This is a genomic window from Acidocella sp. (genome assembly GCF_036489515.1).
Taxonomy (GTDB): Bacteria; Pseudomonadota; Alphaproteobacteria; order Acetobacterales; family Acetobacteraceae; genus Acidocella.
Map to the genome: position 1 here is coordinate 1 of NZ_DASXFO010000089.1, position 16,009 is coordinate 16,009.

The window sequence follows — 16,009 nt, forward strand, 5'->3', positions numbered from 1 at the left end:
CAATGAAGGCTGGGCTGCATTCTCACATGCGCGGACTGCAACGCCGGCCGGAAAAGGTGCGTTCCTTCTTTCAGGCGGCTGATGTCCGATATGCCGCATGACGAAGAGCGTGATACCTATTTGGCGGCCGGGTTAGTAACCCAATTTTTCGTCTTCTCTTTCTGACCGGTCTATTATGCTACGGCATATTGCCGATGAAAGCTTGCGCTCAAGCAGACACCTCATCTGGTCACGAATTGTTCGCGCCCGTTTCCGGGATCTGGGTTTTTTCAAGTCAACAACAGGATAAGAACACAAAAAGCAAACTATACGGTGCAACGTCGCCATCCGCGAACTGGGTGATCGGTCAGTGGGATATCCCGCATGATCTCCCCCCTTTTTTTAACAACGTCACGCAGAACAGTTACGCGTCGGTACGCTACAATGGCATTGGACATTTTACCTTGCAGCAGAATGCAACAACTTTGCCTTGCACCGTCGTTTTTCCCAGCGGCAAAAGGGCGGTTAACGAATTCGATCTATTTGTAGGATCAATTCCTCTGTATGAAACGGCCTACCCGAAGACCTTAAACGGCAAAAGAGAACCACTATCAAGCCTGTCGCACATATTTGAGACCGCGACCGTACGGCCCACCACAATCCGCGTTGCCGATACGGCTTGCCCGGTTACGCGAGCCGTGATCGGAACCGGCATCGTCGCAACAGATTTAGAGACGCGTCAGACCTTTTTTTATCAAATAAGTTTTTCGATCTACCAGGCGGATCAGCGAAAAATGACCCTTGCGCAGCTACAGCCGGCCTGGTTTTTTACCGGAACGAACACCCAGGCCGGAGCCCCCGACCAGTTCGGTTACGGCGATCGCGTCTGGTCTTCTTACGGTGTCAGCCCGGCGACCCAAAACAACGTGACGGCCTTTGATCTGGATGTCCTACCAAGACTCAAGCAATTGATTTTTCAAGGTGCCAAATATGGAATGGACCAGAATCTAGCGAATTGGGCGGTCACCGGATTATATTACGGGCAATCAGCTTTTGGCCATGTCGCATACGGTTCCGCATGGAGCGGTCTGTCGCTGATGGCCAACTGACTATTGCACCATCGCCAAAATTTCCTCTAGAGTCGGAATATCAACCACAAACCGCCCGCCGACCTGCATGGCCCCGCCCGAACTCCAGGTGGGCAGGCAGTAAACGGTTTTACAGTTCAATCTGTCGTTCAGAAGCTTCTGTGTATCGGGTATGGCGCCGGCCCTCGTAAATCTTCCGCTGTCCAGTATGACGCAGGTTTCCAGAAACGGATTAAAGAGTGACAGGTGGAGCGCCGAGCCTTCTTCGCCGGCCAGACATCTCGCAGAACAGACGGAGAATATCTGATCTTTTATGGACATTTCCTGCGGGTGTAGGACCTCAAACCCCTGCGCCAAAAAGAGCCTATCTACCTCTTCGGCATTGACTGATTTCCGCGCCTCCTCCTTTAACCGAGAGCGGCTAAAAAAAATCTTTCTGTCCCGGGAGGAAACAAGATAGCGCCGGTTCAAGCTTTTTGAAATTTCGACGACGTCCTCATCGACAGACTCAAAAAGGTTAATGACATTGGATGTATAATATAATTGCTCCACAATTATATCGTTTGTACAAAAATGCAGCCGGCTGAAAGGCAACTCAAGTTCAGTCAGAAACTGGGTTATCAGATTTGAGTTCGAGAGTTGCTTGTGAGGGTCAACAAGAAACGGAGCGGGATGAACCAAGATCGGTTCTTTTATCTCTCCCTGCATCCTTACCTGCTCGTAACGCGGCAAAAACTCAGCAATAAAATGTCCAAATAGAGGAACAAAATAGCCGCAATACACACCTACCGCTAAACGCCCCATATTCGGAGAGGTCGGAGGAGGATAGTCTTGTACCTCCCTGGCACCCAAAACGCGCTCCAAAAGTTGATCGTTAAAAAATACGCCTCCGGAGCGGCCTTTCGCTGCAAGTGGTTGCCCGCGAATATGTCCAGGCTCAAATTTTGCAATGAATTGAACCAACGTTCTCAGACTCCACTTTCCGACGAAGCCTCGCGCATTTCGGCGATCTGATCACAGCCAGAACCGAGCCGTGTCTGCTCCGAAGTAGCGACGGCATGCCTTGGCGTAAGACGCAGGAGGCGAAGCAGATGTACCTACCGTGGCGCTTTCCCGATTACTGTCAAGCAAAACACCCATGAGCCACCCATCCTCACATTAACGGGCAACCAACCCTATTTTCTAACGAAATAATACGATTTGATATCGCTATGAAAAGGCTGATTTTTAGATGCAAAACCCCAAATTTTTTCGATCGAACGACATGTCGATGGCAATTTTTTTATTATTTAGCATGCCTGCTGACATGCTTTTCCTGCGGAAGTCAAACTCAAATCTCAACAAACTTGTTGCAATCCAAGTTTTTTAAAGTCTGCCCAAGCACGAGCCGCACAGGCCGACGTTGGTGTGCGGCTCGGCCTTTTTTATAATAAATCCATTACGGAAACGCAACCTTACTTCGTTGCCGGGTAAATCCCCTGCCATCCCCCGCCCAGCGCCTGATACAACGTTACGAGATCGGTACCAAGCCGCTGCTCGGCCTGCGCCTCCTGCTGTTGCGAGGATAGCAGGCTTTCTTGCGCATTAAGAACGGTTAAATAATCGACGAGGCCCTGGCGGTATTGCTCCTCCGCCAAATTCACCGCGATCTGGCTCTGCTGCACGTCGGTTTTCAGCGCCTCAAGCGTCGCGTGGTCCTGGGTATAGACCACCAGCGCCGTGTTCACCTGGTAGAAGGCGGTCAGCACGGTTTTGGCGTAGCTCACCGCCGCTTCCTTCTGTTGCGCCTTGTGCAGTTTCAGCTGTCCGCGCAGCTGGCCGCCCTGAAAGAGCGGGATCGTGACGTCCGGGCCAACCGCGTAGGTGATGGCGCGGAACTCGTTGAGGTTCTTGAACTGCAGCGCCTGAAACGAGACCGAGCCGGAGAGCGCGATGTCGGGGTAGAACGACGCCACCGCGACGCCCACCTCGGCGGTCATCTCGTGCAGATTGGCCACCGCTTCGCGCACGTCCGGCCGGCGCAGCAACAGGTCGGAGGGCAGGCCCACGGGCACGGTCGGCGGCGTGACCGGTATGGGCGCCGGGGTCAGCAGTGCCGCCGGCAGGCCATCCGGCGTCTCCCCCAGCAACAGGCCGATCTGGTCGATGAACCCGTCGCGCTCGGCGATCAGCCCGGGGATCTGCGACTGGATCTGCGCCTGGGTGGCGCGCGCATTGGCGACGTCGAGCGCGGTGGTGAGGCCCGCCTGCTGCCGCTCCAGCGTGAGGGAGACCAGTTGGTCGGCAAAAGCGAGGTTGTCCCGGGTGATCTGCAGCACCCTCTCGGTCCCGCGCAGCTGCAGATAATAATTGGCGACCTGCGCCTCGACATTCAGCAGTGCTGCGCGGCGTGCCTCCTCCGAGGAAGCGGCGGCGGCCACCGCGGCCTCGACCGCGCGGCGGTTCTTACCCCAGAGATCGAGGTCGTACATCGACTGCAGCCCGTATTGGTACAGGTCCAGCGGCGCGATGGTGGCGCCGGAGAAGGCGCCGCCACCCGGTGCGGAGGAACTGCCATTGGCGACACTGGCCGCGGACGTGCTTGCCCCCTCGCCCGAGCCGAAGGCGTCAAATATGCCCTCCTTGCTCGGCCCCTCGCGCGTGTAGGAAGCGGCGCCGCTCAGGCTCGGATACAGCACCGCACCCTCGATCTGCGCCTGCGCCTCGGCCTCCAGCAGCCGCTGCGTGGCGATCTGCAGGTCGAGATTTTGCGTCACCGCCTGCTGTTCCAGCGTGGTCAGCTCGGGGTCATGGAAGGTGTTCCACCATTCCGGGTCGATCGCATCGCCGGAGACAAAGGCCGCGCCATGGCTGGCGGGGGCGTCGGATAGATACTGGTGCGGCACGGCCGGCCGGGGCGGCGCAAAATTCGGCCCCACCATGCAGCCGGAGAGCGTGCCCATTCCGAGGATCAAGGCGGCACTTGCGAGCAGTTGCGGACGGAACCCAGCGGCTGAAGACACGATGCAGACTCCTGATACGACAGTTTTGGCGTTGGTCTCGACAAACAGCACAATCGGCCGCTCGACAAGCACCTTCCTGAGATGCGTCAATACAGCTGACAGATTCTCCTCTGTTGTTACACACCCGCCAGGGGCTTGCCTACGGGGCCGCCGGGGAGGCTGCTATACGGGCGTGGAGGTCCTTTAACATGGCGAGCCGAAAGCCGGGGCGCCGCGACGGCACTCGACGCCCTTGGCTAACGCTGCCAGCCCCTTGGACAGCGCGTTGCACAAGCTGTTAGGCGTTGCATCCGAGCAGGGCCGGCACCTTCAGGAAGGTCAAAAACCCCGCTTCGAGGAGACCGAAAACGGGCCTGGCATGCTCAAGTTACCTGATTTTGGACCTGGAATTGAGCTGATGAAAAATCAGGAATGACGCGAACCCGTAACGTGTTCAGGATACCATCCAGTGAATTTCACCGCGCCGACAAGCGCCAGGATGATGGCGATGATGCCAACGCGCCGCGGCAGGCCGGGGATGTAGAGCAGGGCCAACTCAGCGGCCACCATCACAAAGAATGCACAGGCCCACATCGCCGTGATGACGTAGTTGGTACGGACGAATTCGGGGCTGCTCCAGGACTCGGGCGCAACCTGCTCGCGGGCGTATTGCAAGGTGAAAGGGCGTCCGACTGCCATCGAGACCAGGACAATCAAGAGCAGGCCAGTGTCGACACATAGCCTGACGCCAATCACAGACCAGGTGGGCTCTTCCACCGCCGCGTAGAGCGCCAGCCCACCAAATAGCAACGCCGTGCCGATCTCGAGGAGTTTGGGCGCCCGGCCGGGGGTGACCCAATCGCGCACGAGCAAGATCACCGAGACGATGACGCCCGTAAATAGCCCCGGCGTAGGCCCGACAAGTCTGTCGACGAGAACGAAGGCAATGAACGGCGCGAAAGCCAGCAGGATACCCATTGCATAGTTCCTCTCACTGCGGACAGACATGTTGTCTGTCAGTGTGGAATCGTCAGCCATTCTTGGGGCCAGCGCATGAAAGCCGGAAAATGCCCACGTCACGAGCCGGCAGAGCATCGCTCACAGCGGCACAAAATTCAAGATTTCTTCACGAGCCCCGCCTTGGTCCATTGCACCCTATCAGCGACCGGGCCACCATTCTGCATAGCGCGGCACCTCACCCTCGTCCGTGAGCCACGGTGGCGCGTGCGAAGTCCAAATGTGCATGGTTGGCCTGTCTCCTGGATCATCGTCCAGCGTTGCCACGCGCAGGACGACATGTGGCTGCGCTGGACAGTCGGCGACGAGGTGCGTGCCGCATTCAGAGCAGAAGCGACGCAGCTTGCCAGGCGACGATTCATAGGCGCGAAGCTTGTCTTCCCCAGCGATCCAACGGAAGTGGACCCGCATGACACCAGCCGTTGTGGTGGAGGCGCTCGCATGTGCCTTGCGGCACGTCGAGCCGGTCAACCTCGTAGCAAACCGCCTTGCACAGACAACTTCCCCTCAGTGGCATGAACGCCTTGCTCCTTCTCTTCGATCTCGGTTGCTCCGAATTGTCGTGAAAATGACGGCTCGTTATTGGATAATGGGCACTTCAGGAATGAATGCGGCGCGTCTTGTCGATAGGGCTATTTCTAATAGTTCAAGCCTGTCCTGCCCCCAAAAAATCTCACCTTCGAGAACATAGGATGGCGCGCCGAAGACCCCCGCATCAATGGCGTCCTGCAGGTTTTCCTCATAAGCGAATTGGGCCGTCGCTTGGTGGTCTGGCTCCAGGAGACTGGACGGTAATCCAGCTGCAACAGCCAATTCAATCATGATTTCAGGATCGGCCAAGTTGCGCTCTTCATACCAAATCGCTGCAAATGCTTTTCGCATGAACGCATCGGGATCATAGCCGGCGATTACGGCTGCGACGACAAAACAATCAAGTAAGGTGGCGTCGAAAGGCGAATGGGCAGGGAAGAGTTTGAGAGGGACGTTTCGTAAATCCCGCCAACGCTGTAGCTCAACCAATCTGTACCTCTGCCGAACCGCATGGCGCTTCGGCAGAGGCAGACCTCCGGTTTCTGGAAACAAGCTTCGGAGCGGCATGGGCCTCACAACGACCTCAACGCCGCATCGCCGGGTGAGGCTTATAAAGGCATCATGGCCCAGATAAGCCCATGGCGAAGCCATCGATAAAAAATATTCGATTCGGCGCTGCATTTTCTAAAGCCTCGATATTTTTGAACGGCTGACATTGACGCTCCGGCGGTATCGCTTGGCTCCCGAGTCATTTCAATAAGGGAATTTTACCATAGCTTGAGCTGGCGGTCGAAGGCCTGAGAAAGACTACTTTTTGTGAACAAAAAGCAGCAAAAAAACTTTATTAATCTGGGGCCATTGGCGTTGTTGGCGACCACGCCCATGGCCCAGCGGAGCAAAAATTTTTGCGCCGCTTTTTTTAAAAAGCGGCTGCTTTCCTTCACCGTCAGCACACACGACGCATCTTGTTCAAACGCCATGCTTTCACTATTCCGGAGCCCCCTGGGAGCGCCAAGCTGTTGGTTAGGGCTGCCGCTCAGGGACACACCATAAGGAATACGGACGTGACTTTTAATAACAAGCTCCTGACCGGCATTGCCGCGCTGGCGATCGCCGGTTTCGCCGGCTTCACTGGGAGCGCAAAGGCGCAAACGGCGGATGTACCGCTGGTCGAAAGCGGCTCCAGCCTGCTCTACCCCGTGCTCAACCTGTGGGTCGCCGCCTACACCGCCGCCCATCCGGGAGCGGCCATCACCACCACCTCCAGCGGCTCAGGCGCCGGCATCTCACAGGCGATGCAGGGGTTGATCGAAATCGGCGCTTCCGACGCTTATATGTCCAACGCGCTGGAGGCAAAACACCCGACGATGATGAGCATTCCGCTCGCCATCTCCAGCCAGGCTGGTGAATTTCAACCTGCCGGGCGTGAAGACCCTGAACCTCTCCGGCCCGATCCTGACCAGGATTTATGAAGGCAAGATCACCCGCTGGAACGACAAGGCGATTGCCGCGGCGAATCTGGGCGTGACCCTGCCGGCGCATATCATCGTGCCCATCCACTACGCGGACAGTTCGGGCGACACCTTCATGTTCACCCAGTATCTCTCGGCCACGGACACGGGCTGGGCGCGCAAGATGGGCTACGGCACCACCATGTCCTGGCCGGCGATCCGGGGTGCACTCGGGGCCATTGGCAATTCCGGTGTGCTGGCCGCAGCCGCCGGGAACCCGTACTCGCTGGCATTTATCGGCATCGCCTATGCCAACCAGGCCGCCGCCGACGGCCTCGGCCAGGCCGCGCTGCTGAACAAGGCCGGCCACTACGTGCGGCCGACCAGCGCCACCATCAGCGCCGCCGCTGAAAGCGTTGCCTCGACCACACCGGCCGATGAGCGCATCAGCATGATCTATGCGCCGGGCGCGAACGCCTATCCGATCGTGAACTATGAATATGCGATCGTGAACAGCACGCAGCCGACCCAGGCCTTGGCGAAAGCCGAGCACGACTTCCTGACCTATGCGATTACCACAGGCGGCGCGCCGAGCTTCCTGTCGAAGGCGCACTTCCAGCCTCTGCCAACCCCTGTGCAGGCCCTCTCGGCCAAGCAGATCGCCAAGATCAAGTAACCCCTATGCTGGGCCATGGGCGATGTCACCAACACCGCCATGGCCCAAACTAACAAAGTTTTTTTGCTACTTTTTGTTCACAAAAAGTAGCCTTTCCTTTCGCTTTAAACGCCGGCTGCCAAGTAGGCATCCAGCACCGTCTCATCGCGCATTGCCGGGCCAATCAGCACCAGCAGTGGCCCGCGCGGTGCCGCCGCTTCCACCAGGCTCGGCAGGCTGGCGATGGTGCCGCGCATTACCGCCTGGGTCTCCAGGCTGGCATCCTCGACCGCGACCGCCGGCATATCCGCCGCCATGCCCGCCTCGATGAAATGCGCGGCGAGGCCGGGCAGCGTTTTGCCCCCCATATACACGACCAGCGTACCGCCCGCGCGCGTAAGCGCCACCCAGTCATGCGCCGGCAGCCCATCCTCGGCACCGTGCCCGGCCAGGAAATGCAGGGACCGGGAGACGCCGCGGCGGGTCAGCGAGACCTGCAGCGTGGCGGCGGCCGCCGTGGCCGCCGTGACGCCGGGGACCACTTCGAAGCCGATGCCGTGCGCCCGCAGCGCCTCCATCTCCTCGGTGGCGCGGCCGAACACCATCGGATCGCCACCCTTCAATCGCACCACGACATGCCCGGCCAACGCCTCTTCCACCAGCAGGCGGCATATCTCCTGTTGCGACGCCGAATGGCGGCCACAGCGCTTGCCGACGTCGATCAGCCGGGCGCGCGGCGCTGCTTCCAGGATCCGTGGATCGACCAGGCTGTCATGCAGCACCACCTCGGCCGCGCCCAGCAGGCGCGCCGCCTTCAGCGTCAGCAATTCCGGGTCGCCCGGGCCGGCACCGATCAGAAATACGCGCGCCATGTGATCTCGCTACGAGGCATGGCGTCTGTAGAATGCGTTTTTTTTCGCTTGGCAAGTTCAGAGAAAGGAAAGCGGCCGCTTTTTGAAAAAAGCGGCGCAAAAACTTTTGTTATGCTGGGCCTGAGGCGTTGTCACCGACAGTGCCCATAACCCAGCATAGCAAAGTTTTTTTGCTTCTTTTTGTTCACAAAAAGAAGCCTTTTTCTTCCCTTCCTAAAACAATAGCAGGCTCTGCTGAACGCGGCTCAGCGCAGGGCCATCGCGCCGCTCATCATGCCGCTTCCGACCCTCTCCGACGTATGCGGCTTGCGCACGGCAGCGGGCGGGCGATCCTCACGCGCCAGATCCGCCGCAACCATGATCCCCGCCAGTTCTGCGACGCTCATCGTCGCCTTCCAACCGAGCACACGTTCCGCCTTGCCGGCATCACCGAGCAGCGACTCCACTTCGGTTGGACGATAGAATTGCGGGTCGATGCTGATGAGGGTCCGCCCGCTGGCGGCGCAGCGGCCGATCTCGGCGTCGCCTTTGCCTTCCCATTCAATATCGATGCCGGCCGCGGCGAAGGATTGCACGGCGAAATCCCGCACCTTCGAGGCCTTGCCGGTGGCGAGCACATAGGTATCCGGCTGCTCGGCCTGCAGCATCCGCCACATGCCCTCGACAAATTCGCCGGCAAACCCCCAGTCGCGCATGGCATCGAGATTGCCCAGCCGCAACCCGGCTTCCCGCCCCAGGCTGATCCGCGCCGCCGCCTTGGAAATTTTACGCGTCACGAACTCCGTGCCGCGCAATGGCGATTCATGATTGAACAGAATGCCGGAGCAGACGAACATGCCGTAGGCCTCGCGGTAATTCACCGCCGACCAATGCCCGAACAGTTTCGCCGTCGCATACGGGCTGCGCGGATAGAACGGCGTGGTCTCGGATTGCGGCACCGCCTGCACCTTGCCGTACATTTCCGCCGACGAAGCCTGGTACATTTTAATTTTCGGATTCACCGTGCGCACCGCTTCCAGCAATTGCAGCGGGCCGACGCCGGAAATCTGCGCCGTCGCGGTCGGCTCCTTGAAGGACACACCGACAAAACTCTGCGCGCCGAGATTATAGATTTCCTCGGGTTCGATATCTATGATGGCGCGGAGATTCGAACCAAAATCGGTCAGATCATGTTCGACAAACGAAAAATTTTCGTGCTCCAACACATCCAGTTCCGCCAGGCGCCAGAAATTCTGTACGCTCGAGCGGCGATGACCGCCAAAGACGCGATAGCCTTTTTGCAGCAGCAGCGCGGACAGATAGGCGCCATCTTGCCCGGTCACGCCGGTAACGAAAGCCTTCTTCATGACTCCACCATTTCTTCCAGGATTTCGTAGCTTTTGGCATGCGCATTCCAGAGCTCATGGATCTTGTCGCGGAACTCGCTCCGGAAACGGGCAATCGAAAATTTCTCGGCATGTTCGCGGATCGTCAGCGGATCGAACACCATGCCGGATTTCTCGAACCGGTTCACGGCATGGCAGATCGCCTCGGCACTCTGGTTCCAGAAATGGATGCCGGTCACACCGTCGATAACCGTCTCGGAGGCACCGCCGCGGCCATAAGCAAGCACCGGTGTCCCGCAGGCCTGCGCCTCGAGCGGGGTGATGCCGAAATCTTCCTCGGCGGCGAAAATGAAGGCTTTGGCCCGCTGCATGTGCTGCAGCAGCACGTCATCCGGCTGATACCCGAGCACGCTGACATTCGCCCCCGCCGCGCGCTTGACCTCCTTGAACTGCGGGCCATCGCCGATCACCACCAGGCGCTTGTCCGGCATCTGCGCGAAAGCCTCGACGATCAGCGCCACGCGCTTATAGGGCACCAGGCGTGACGAGGTGAAATAATAATCCTCCTTGGTGTCACCGATCTGGAAATAATCCGTATCGACCCCCGGATAGATGACGTCCGATGGGCGCCGATACGCTTTCCACATCCGCCGGCCGATATATTTCGAGCAGGCGATGAAATGATCGACGCCGTTCGACGTCCTGGTATCCCAGATTCGCGCGAGATGCAGAAAATAGCGGGCGAACAAGCTACGGATGTTCTTATCCAGCTTCTGGTGCCGCAGATATTGATGCTGCAGGTCCCAGGCATAGCGCATCGGCGTGTAGCAATAGCTGACATGCAATTGGTCGGGCCCGGTGATGACACCTTTCGCGACCGCATGGCTGTTGGAAATAACGAGATCGTACCCCGACAGGTCGAATTGTTCGACCGCGATCTGCATCAGCGGGAAAAAATACCGGTAAATACTGGGGGTGATGATGAATTTTTGGAGGAAGCTGGTCCTGAACGGCTTGCCCATGAACTTGTCGCGGAAGCGGCCTTTGGTGAAATCGATCAGACAGAAAATATCGGCTTCAGGGAACTCCTTGAGCATTTCCGACAGGACCTTCTCGGACCCGGCGTAAGTCACCAGCCACTCATGCACAAATGCGACTTTCATATAATCTCCAAAGTTCCAACAAAAGCATGATCAGTCCAGCTTAACTCACCGGCCTTGCATCGTTTTCCCGACCACACCGGCGCCATCCCATGATATTTTCCAAAGCGCGTTCAGCTTGGCGCCCCCTGCACCAAGCTGAACACGCTTTAGCCCTTTATAAGAGACTGATTCACGCCTTCAATTACCGCTCAAGCGCCGCGGCAACCTCAAACGATCAGGCTCCAGCGGACATTCGTTAGCCGTTCTTTCCAGGTCCGTTTTTGTACCAAGCTGCCCAAGCCACACAAGAATACCTCCCCAAACGAGCGCCCGTTGCCATCACGACAAGCCTGGTGCTCGCAAAGACCGGAATTCAGGAAATTATTTTATTTTAGGACAACCACCAATTTTTTTTAGAAACCAGAGCCGCTTTGTACACTTCTTCACTACATCACGAAAGTGAAACCATACTAGTCAAGCTTCCTATATTTTCAATATAAAATAGTTCTGAATCAAAACTATTCATCTACTCTTCGAAATCTGTTAACTTATAGAGAAACAATTCATGTTTTTTGAAATTTGACATCGAAACGATTCTCGCTATAGTTGCACATTCCCTCATGGCGCCCGCCTGGAATCTGCCAATTCCGGCAACGCATAAGGCCCCAGAACGCGTTCAGGTTGATCCAAAGGCTGATTCGCGTCTTCGTTAGTGCACCGGCGCGCGACAAGCCCGGACATTAGGCTCTGTGGGGCGGAGCAGAAAAACATCTTTTTGTGAGCAAAAAGATGTTGCGCCGCTTGTTTCAAAAAGCAGCGGCTTTCCTCTATCTGAGATAGCAAGCCCAGCGCATGGTCGATCGAAAGCAAGCGCGCTCTAACGCACGCGCCGCCGGGACCGCCCTCGGCGTTACGCCACCAGAGGCATTTTCGGCGCCGGCAACTTGATGGCGCCGACCAGCGCCCGCACTTCGTTCCGCGCGGCGATATGCGACAGCCCCAAGGAAATGCCGACATTCGCCTCGCGCACGTCCATCAGCGTCAGACCCTGCAGATAAAGTTCCCGGAAAATCACGCGCTCGCCGAACCCTTTCAGGGTGCGAAAGCCGATCCGCTTCGCCAGGCTTTCCAGCGTCTCGCCCACATCGCGCTTATTGCGCGCCTCCACGGCGGCGAGGCGGTTGCGCATCACGATCCAGTCCATCCGGCCGCGATCCCGGGAAAAGCGCTGCTTGCGGGCTTCCCAGACCATCTCCGAATAGATGCTCGGATGAACGATGTCGTGATTCTCCGGGTCCACTTTCGCCAGCATGGAGAAATCTACGAAGCTGTCATTGATCGGCGTAATCAGGGTATCCGCCTGGGAATGGCCGTAGCGCGACAGATAAGTGTCTGCCCCCGGACAATCGATAACGACCACATCCGCCGCCGCCAGCCCGCCAAACGCCTCGTCAAAGCGCGCGCGCTCTTCGGCTTCGGCGTCCAGCCGGTGGTCCAGCGCCGAGCGATGCACGGCGCAAAATTCCGGCAGCGGCAGCGCCACCTTCTTGCTCTCGACGAAATGCCGCCGCGCCGCCAGCGTCCCGGCCAGCGTGCCCTGCCTGGCATCAAGATCCATGGCGCCGACGCGGTACCCCTCGCGCAGCAAAGCCACGATGATATGGATGGAGGTCGTGGATTTGCCCGAACCGCCCTTCTCGTTGCCGAGAACGATGACATGCGGGCGATCTGCTAGGGTAACACTGGCCATGCGGCGCTCCGACTCGGATAGATGACGCTTCTGCCATCACACTGCCGCGAGACCGCGAGTCGCACCAGAAACAGCAGCCGCTTTTTAAAAAAAGCGGCGCAAAAATTTTTGGCTATGCTGGGCCATTGGCGTTGTCAGCGACAACGCCAATGGCCCAGCATTAACAAAGTTTTTTTGCTACTTTTTGTTCACAAAAAGTAGCCTTCCCTTACTTCCCGGTCAGAAGCCGCTCGAACAATTCCCGTACCGTCGGAATGAAGCCATTCGAATAGAAGGTATCCGTGGCAAAGCGATAGGCGTTATGCCCGGCGAACATCAGGTTATGATCGAGCGCCGCCTCATCCTCAGGATTGGCATGCGCGATGTCCTGCAAGGTCTTTTGAATGCAGAAGCTGCGCGGATCGGCCTTCTTGCCGTTATCGTAGTCCGGGCCTTCCTGGCTCCAGTTGGAGAAGCGGCACTGGCTGAGGCAGCCCATGCAGTTCACCTGGTCGGTATGGATTTCCTCGGCTTTGCCCGGCGCCACGAAAATCAGCGTGGAATCCGGGGTGCGCAGCGCCTCGGTGAAGCCGGCATCCTCCCAGTCCTTGACCCGGGCATAATCCGGCGCGGTGAGATAGACCGAGCGCTTGCGGGCGCCGACGCCGTATTCCACCAGATGCTCGCCCACCGGTTCCGGCGTGTAGGCCACCTGACGTTCGTTGCGGGCGCGCAGTTCCTGGATGAAATCGTTGTTCACCGCCGAGGAATAGAAGCCGGTCGGCGAGAAGCGGTTGAGGAACACATCGCCCGGCTTCAGCGTGCGCAGCCGTTCCTTCCAGCTCGCCGGAATCGGGCTTTCCCGGGTCAGCAGCGGACGCGTGCCGAACTGGAAGGCCACGGGGCCGAGATCGGGGTTGTCGATCCAGTCCTCCCACTCCTCCAGCGCCCAGACGCCGCCGGCCATGATGATCGGGGTTTCGCCCAAACCGAATTCGCGCATGATCTTGCGCAACGCCAGCACGCGCGGAAACGGATCTTCCGGCCGCGTCGGGTCTTCGCTGTTGGAGAGGCCGTTATGCCCGCCGGCCAGCCAGGGGTCTTCATACACCACGCCGCCCAGCAGATGCGCCACCTTGAAATAGGCGCGCTTCCACAGCGCCGAGAAGGCGCGGCCGGAAGAGACAATAGGGTAATAATGCACGTTGAACTTGGCGGCGATCTCAGCCAGGCGATAGGGCATGCCGGCGCCGCAGGTGATGCCGTTCACCAGCCCCTTGGTGCGCTCCAGAATGCCGGTGATCACCCGCTCCGCCCCGCCCATCTCCCAGAGGATGTTGGCGTGGATGCGGCCCTTGCCGCCGGAGATGTCGTAAGCGTGCTGGGCCTGGGCCACGCCGCCCTCGATCGCATAGGCGATCAGTTCCTCATGGCGGTCGCGGCGGGTGCGGCCATGATAGAGTTGCGTGATCAGCTGTCCCTGCACGTCGTAGCTGTCGGCGTTCACGGCCGAAAACGTGCCCGCGCCACCGCAGGCCGCCCAATGGCCGCAGGTGATCCCGCTGGAAACCGCGACACCCTTGCCTCCTTCGACCAGCGGCAAAATTTCTGTGCCGCCCATCCGGATGGCGTTGATAAGCTTCATATTATGAAAACCTTAGCTCCACCGGGTTCCACCCGGAAAACGATGCGCGCCCCTCTAGCTGCGTTCTATTACCAGATTGATACAGCGCGTGAAGTGGGATGAGAAGCAAAACCGCGTGTGACGCCGCGGAAAGCGATTTTCCGCCCTGCCCCGCGCGCCCCGGCAATTGGCCAGGCCCACATCGCATCCTATAAGGGCGCGATGAGTTTGAACTTTTCGGAAGAAGAAATCCAGCGCTATGCGCGGCATATTCTGCTCGCCGATGTCGGCGGCACCGGCCAGGCGAAGCTGCGGGCGGCCAAAGTGCTGATCGTCGGCGCCGGCGGGCTGGGCTCGCCGCTCGGCCTGTATCTGGCGGCGGCCGGTGTCGGCACCATCGGCCTGCTCGATGACGACGTGCTGGAGCTGTCCAACCTGCAACGGCAGATCGCCCACAGCACCGACCGCGTCGGCACCCCCAAAGTCGCCTCGATGGCGGAGGCGATGCGGCGCATCAACCCGCTGGTCAGCATCGAAACCCACAATCAGCGGCTCGATGCCGGCAATGTCGCGGCGCTGGTGGGCGCTTATGACATCATCTGCGACGGGACCGACAATTTCACCACGCGCTTCCTGGTCGCCGATGCCTGCGTCGCGGCCCGGCGCACGCTGATCAGCGCCGCGGTGCTGCGCTTCGAGGGGCAGCTTTCCACCTTCAAGCCGCATGCCGACCCGGAAGGTCCCTGCTATCGCTGCCTCTATCCCGAACCGCCACCGGAAGGGCTGGTGCCAAGCTGCTCGGAGGCCGGGGTGCTCGGCTCCGTGACCGGCGTGATGGGCACACTGCAAGCGACCGAAGTGCTGAAGGAGATCTGCGGCATCGGCACGTCGATGTCCGGCTGGCTGCTGGTCTGGGACGCGCTGCGCATGGAATTCCGCAAAATCCGCCTGCGAAAGGACCCTGCATGCTCCGTCTGCGGCTAAGAACCGGCGCGCTCGGCCTGTTGCTGCTCTGCGGCTGGACCGCCGCGCCGCAAGGCAACGGCCCCGGTCCGGCGATCGGCGTCTCGACGAAACTGCCGGTGCCGCGCTTCGTCTCGCTGCGCTCCGACGAGGTGAATTTCCGCGCCGGCCCCGGCTTCCAGTATCCGGTCGCCTGGGTTTACGAGCGCGCGGACCTGCCGGTGGAAGTGATCAGCGAATTCGATGTGTGGCGCCAGGTGCTGGCGCCGGATGGCGGCACCGGCTGGGTGCATGAAGCGACCATCCGGGCGCGCCGCACTTTCATCGTCACCGCCCCCCAGGCGGCCTTGCGCAGCGGCCCCAATGCCGATGCGGGCATCGTCGCCTATCTCGACCAGGGGGTCGGCGGCGCGCTGCTGACCTGCGACTCGGACAGCGATTTCTGCCGCGTTTCCACCGCGCACGACTCGGGCTATCTGGCGCGCGCGGATTTTTGGGGGGCTTTTCCCGGCGAGACGGTCAAATAAGCCCCGCCGGCCTCACAACCTCCAGTTAATTCTAGTTTTCCACAGAAAACGACTCGTTCCCTGCCCTCTAGATATTGCGGGCGGACCTGCCTCCTTATACTTTATCTTGTAGATGATTTGAGGAG

At 59.1% G+C, this 16,009-nt stretch carries 16 protein-coding genes; 5 read left to right on the top strand and 11 right to left on the bottom strand.

Features of this window, described 5'->3' with window-relative positions:
- Window positions 1-194: 194 nt before the first annotated feature.
- Complete coding sequence (locus tag VGG47_RS12745) at window positions 195-1,088, top strand: hypothetical protein (RefSeq protein WP_331539131.1); 894 nt, start codon at window positions 195-197, stop codon at window positions 1,086-1,088.
- On the opposite strand, the gene VGG47_RS12750 is transcribed toward VGG47_RS12745, so the two are convergent.
- The 6 genes from VGG47_RS12750 to VGG47_RS12770 form a co-directional block, all read right to left on the bottom strand.
- Complete coding sequence (locus tag VGG47_RS12750; protein ID WP_331539133.1) at window positions 1,089-2,030, bottom strand: glycosyltransferase 61 family protein; 942 nt, start codon at window positions 2,028-2,030, stop codon at window positions 1,089-1,091.
- 491 nt (window positions 2,031-2,521) lie between these two features.
- The gene (locus VGG47_RS12755) at window positions 2,522-4,069 is read right to left on the bottom strand and encodes an efflux transporter outer membrane subunit (RefSeq protein ID WP_331539135.1); all 1,548 of its coding nucleotides are present in this window, start codon (window positions 4,067-4,069) and stop codon (window positions 2,522-2,524) included.
- Between the two features lie 405 nt (window positions 4,070-4,474).
- Window positions 4,475-5,026, bottom strand: coding sequence for a hypothetical protein (locus VGG47_RS12760; protein ID WP_331539137.1), 552 nt, complete (start codon window positions 5,024-5,026; stop codon window positions 4,475-4,477).
- Window positions 5,027-5,206: 180 nt separating this feature from the next.
- Window positions 5,207-5,536 (bottom strand): GFA family protein, encoded by a 330-nt coding sequence (locus VGG47_RS15675; protein ID WP_408842038.1) that lies wholly within the window; start codon window positions 5,534-5,536, stop codon window positions 5,207-5,209.
- 108 nt (window positions 5,537-5,644) lie between these two features.
- Entirely contained in the window at window positions 5,645-6,277 is a 633-nt protein-coding gene (locus tag VGG47_RS12765; protein WP_331539139.1) for a 2-hydroxychromene-2-carboxylate isomerase, read from the bottom strand.
- Between the two features lie 86 nt (window positions 6,278-6,363).
- The gene (locus VGG47_RS12770) at window positions 6,364-6,576 is read right to left on the bottom strand and encodes a hypothetical protein (protein ID WP_331539141.1); all 213 of its coding nucleotides are present in this window, start codon (window positions 6,574-6,576) and stop codon (window positions 6,364-6,366) included.
- A gap of 84 nt (window positions 6,577-6,660) precedes the next feature.
- On the opposite strand from VGG47_RS12770, the gene VGG47_RS12775 reads away from it, so the two are divergent.
- Window positions 6,661-7,068, top strand: coding sequence for a substrate-binding domain-containing protein (locus VGG47_RS12775; protein WP_331539143.1), 408 nt, complete (start codon window positions 6,661-6,663; stop codon window positions 7,066-7,068).
- A complete protein-coding gene (gene pstS, locus VGG47_RS12780) occupies window positions 7,001-7,723 on the top strand; it encodes a phosphate ABC transporter substrate-binding protein PstS (RefSeq protein WP_331539145.1) in 723 nt (240 codons plus the stop codon). The genes VGG47_RS12775 and pstS overlap by 68 nt, the downstream gene beginning before the upstream one ends.
- Before the next feature lie 104 nt (window positions 7,724-7,827).
- Here pstS and cobA read toward each other — a convergent pair whose 3' ends face one another.
- From cobA to VGG47_RS12805, 5 genes are all read right to left on the bottom strand, one after another.
- Window positions 7,828-8,574 (bottom strand): uroporphyrinogen-III C-methyltransferase, encoded by a 747-nt coding sequence (gene cobA, locus VGG47_RS12785; RefSeq protein ID WP_331539147.1) that lies wholly within the window; start codon window positions 8,572-8,574, stop codon window positions 7,828-7,830.
- A gap of 245 nt (window positions 8,575-8,819) precedes the next feature.
- Window positions 8,820-9,920, bottom strand: a complete 1,101-nt coding sequence (gene gmd / locus VGG47_RS12790; RefSeq protein ID WP_331539149.1) for a GDP-mannose 4,6-dehydratase — start codon at window positions 9,918-9,920, stop codon at window positions 8,820-8,822.
- Entirely contained in the window at window positions 9,917-11,062 is a 1,146-nt protein-coding gene (locus VGG47_RS12795) for a glycosyltransferase family 4 protein (RefSeq protein WP_331539151.1), read from the bottom strand. The genes gmd and VGG47_RS12795 overlap by 4 nt, the downstream gene beginning before the upstream one ends.
- Before the next feature lie 889 nt (window positions 11,063-11,951).
- Window positions 11,952-12,791 carry a division plane positioning ATPase MipZ gene (locus tag VGG47_RS12800; protein WP_331539153.1) on the bottom strand — a complete coding sequence of 280 codons (840 nt, stop codon included), beginning with the start codon at window positions 12,789-12,791 and terminating at the stop codon, window positions 11,952-11,954.
- Between the two features lie 208 nt (window positions 12,792-12,999).
- Entirely contained in the window at window positions 13,000-14,415 is a 1,416-nt protein-coding gene (locus tag VGG47_RS12805) for an NAD(P)H-dependent flavin oxidoreductase (RefSeq protein WP_331539155.1), read from the bottom strand.
- Between the two features lie 201 nt (window positions 14,416-14,616).
- On the opposite strand from VGG47_RS12805, the gene VGG47_RS12810 reads away from it, so the two are divergent.
- Window positions 14,617-15,378, top strand: coding sequence for a HesA/MoeB/ThiF family protein (locus tag VGG47_RS12810; protein ID WP_331539157.1), 762 nt, complete (start codon window positions 14,617-14,619; stop codon window positions 15,376-15,378).
- Window positions 15,360-15,884 carry an SH3 domain-containing protein gene (locus VGG47_RS12815; RefSeq protein ID WP_331539159.1) on the top strand — a complete coding sequence of 175 codons (525 nt, stop codon included), beginning with the start codon at window positions 15,360-15,362 and terminating at the stop codon, window positions 15,882-15,884. The genes VGG47_RS12810 and VGG47_RS12815 overlap by 19 nt, the downstream gene beginning before the upstream one ends.
- Window positions 15,885-16,009: the final 125 nt, after the last annotated feature.

Bases quoted from the DNA above. Each gene is read 5' to 3' on its own strand.
- VGG47_RS12795 (WP_331539151.1), bottom strand. From the start codon at position 11,062: ATGAAAGTCGCATTTGTGCATGAGTGGCTGGTGACTTACGCCGGGTCC.
- cobA (WP_331539147.1), bottom strand. From the start codon at position 8,574: ATGGCGCGCGTATTTCTGATCGGTGCCGGCCCGGGCGACCCGGAATTG.
- VGG47_RS12805 (WP_331539155.1), bottom strand. From the start codon at position 14,415: ATGAAGCTTATCAACGCCATCCGGATGGGCGGCACAGAAATTTTGCCG.
- VGG47_RS12765 (WP_331539139.1), bottom strand. From the start codon at position 6,277: ATGCAGCGCCGAATCGAATATTTTTTATCGATGGCTTCGCCATGGGCT.
- gmd (WP_331539149.1), bottom strand. From the start codon at position 9,920: ATGAAGAAGGCTTTCGTTACCGGCGTGACCGGGCAAGATGGCGCCTAT.
- VGG47_RS12745 (WP_331539131.1), top strand. From the start codon at position 195: ATGAAAGCTTGCGCTCAAGCAGACACCTCATCTGGTCACGAATTGTTC.
- VGG47_RS12815 (WP_331539159.1), top strand. From the start codon at position 15,360: ATGCTCCGTCTGCGGCTAAGAACCGGCGCGCTCGGCCTGTTGCTGCTC.
- VGG47_RS12760 (WP_331539137.1), bottom strand. From the start codon at position 5,026: ATGGGTATCCTGCTGGCTTTCGCGCCGTTCATTGCCTTCGTTCTCGTC.
- VGG47_RS12770 (WP_331539141.1), bottom strand. From the start codon at position 6,576: ATGGCGTTTGAACAAGATGCGTCGTGTGTGCTGACGGTGAAGGAAAGC.
- VGG47_RS12810 (WP_331539157.1), top strand. From the start codon at position 14,617: ATGAGTTTGAACTTTTCGGAAGAAGAAATCCAGCGCTATGCGCGGCAT.
- VGG47_RS12800 (WP_331539153.1), bottom strand. From the start codon at position 12,791: ATGGCCAGTGTTACCCTAGCAGATCGCCCGCATGTCATCGTTCTCGGC.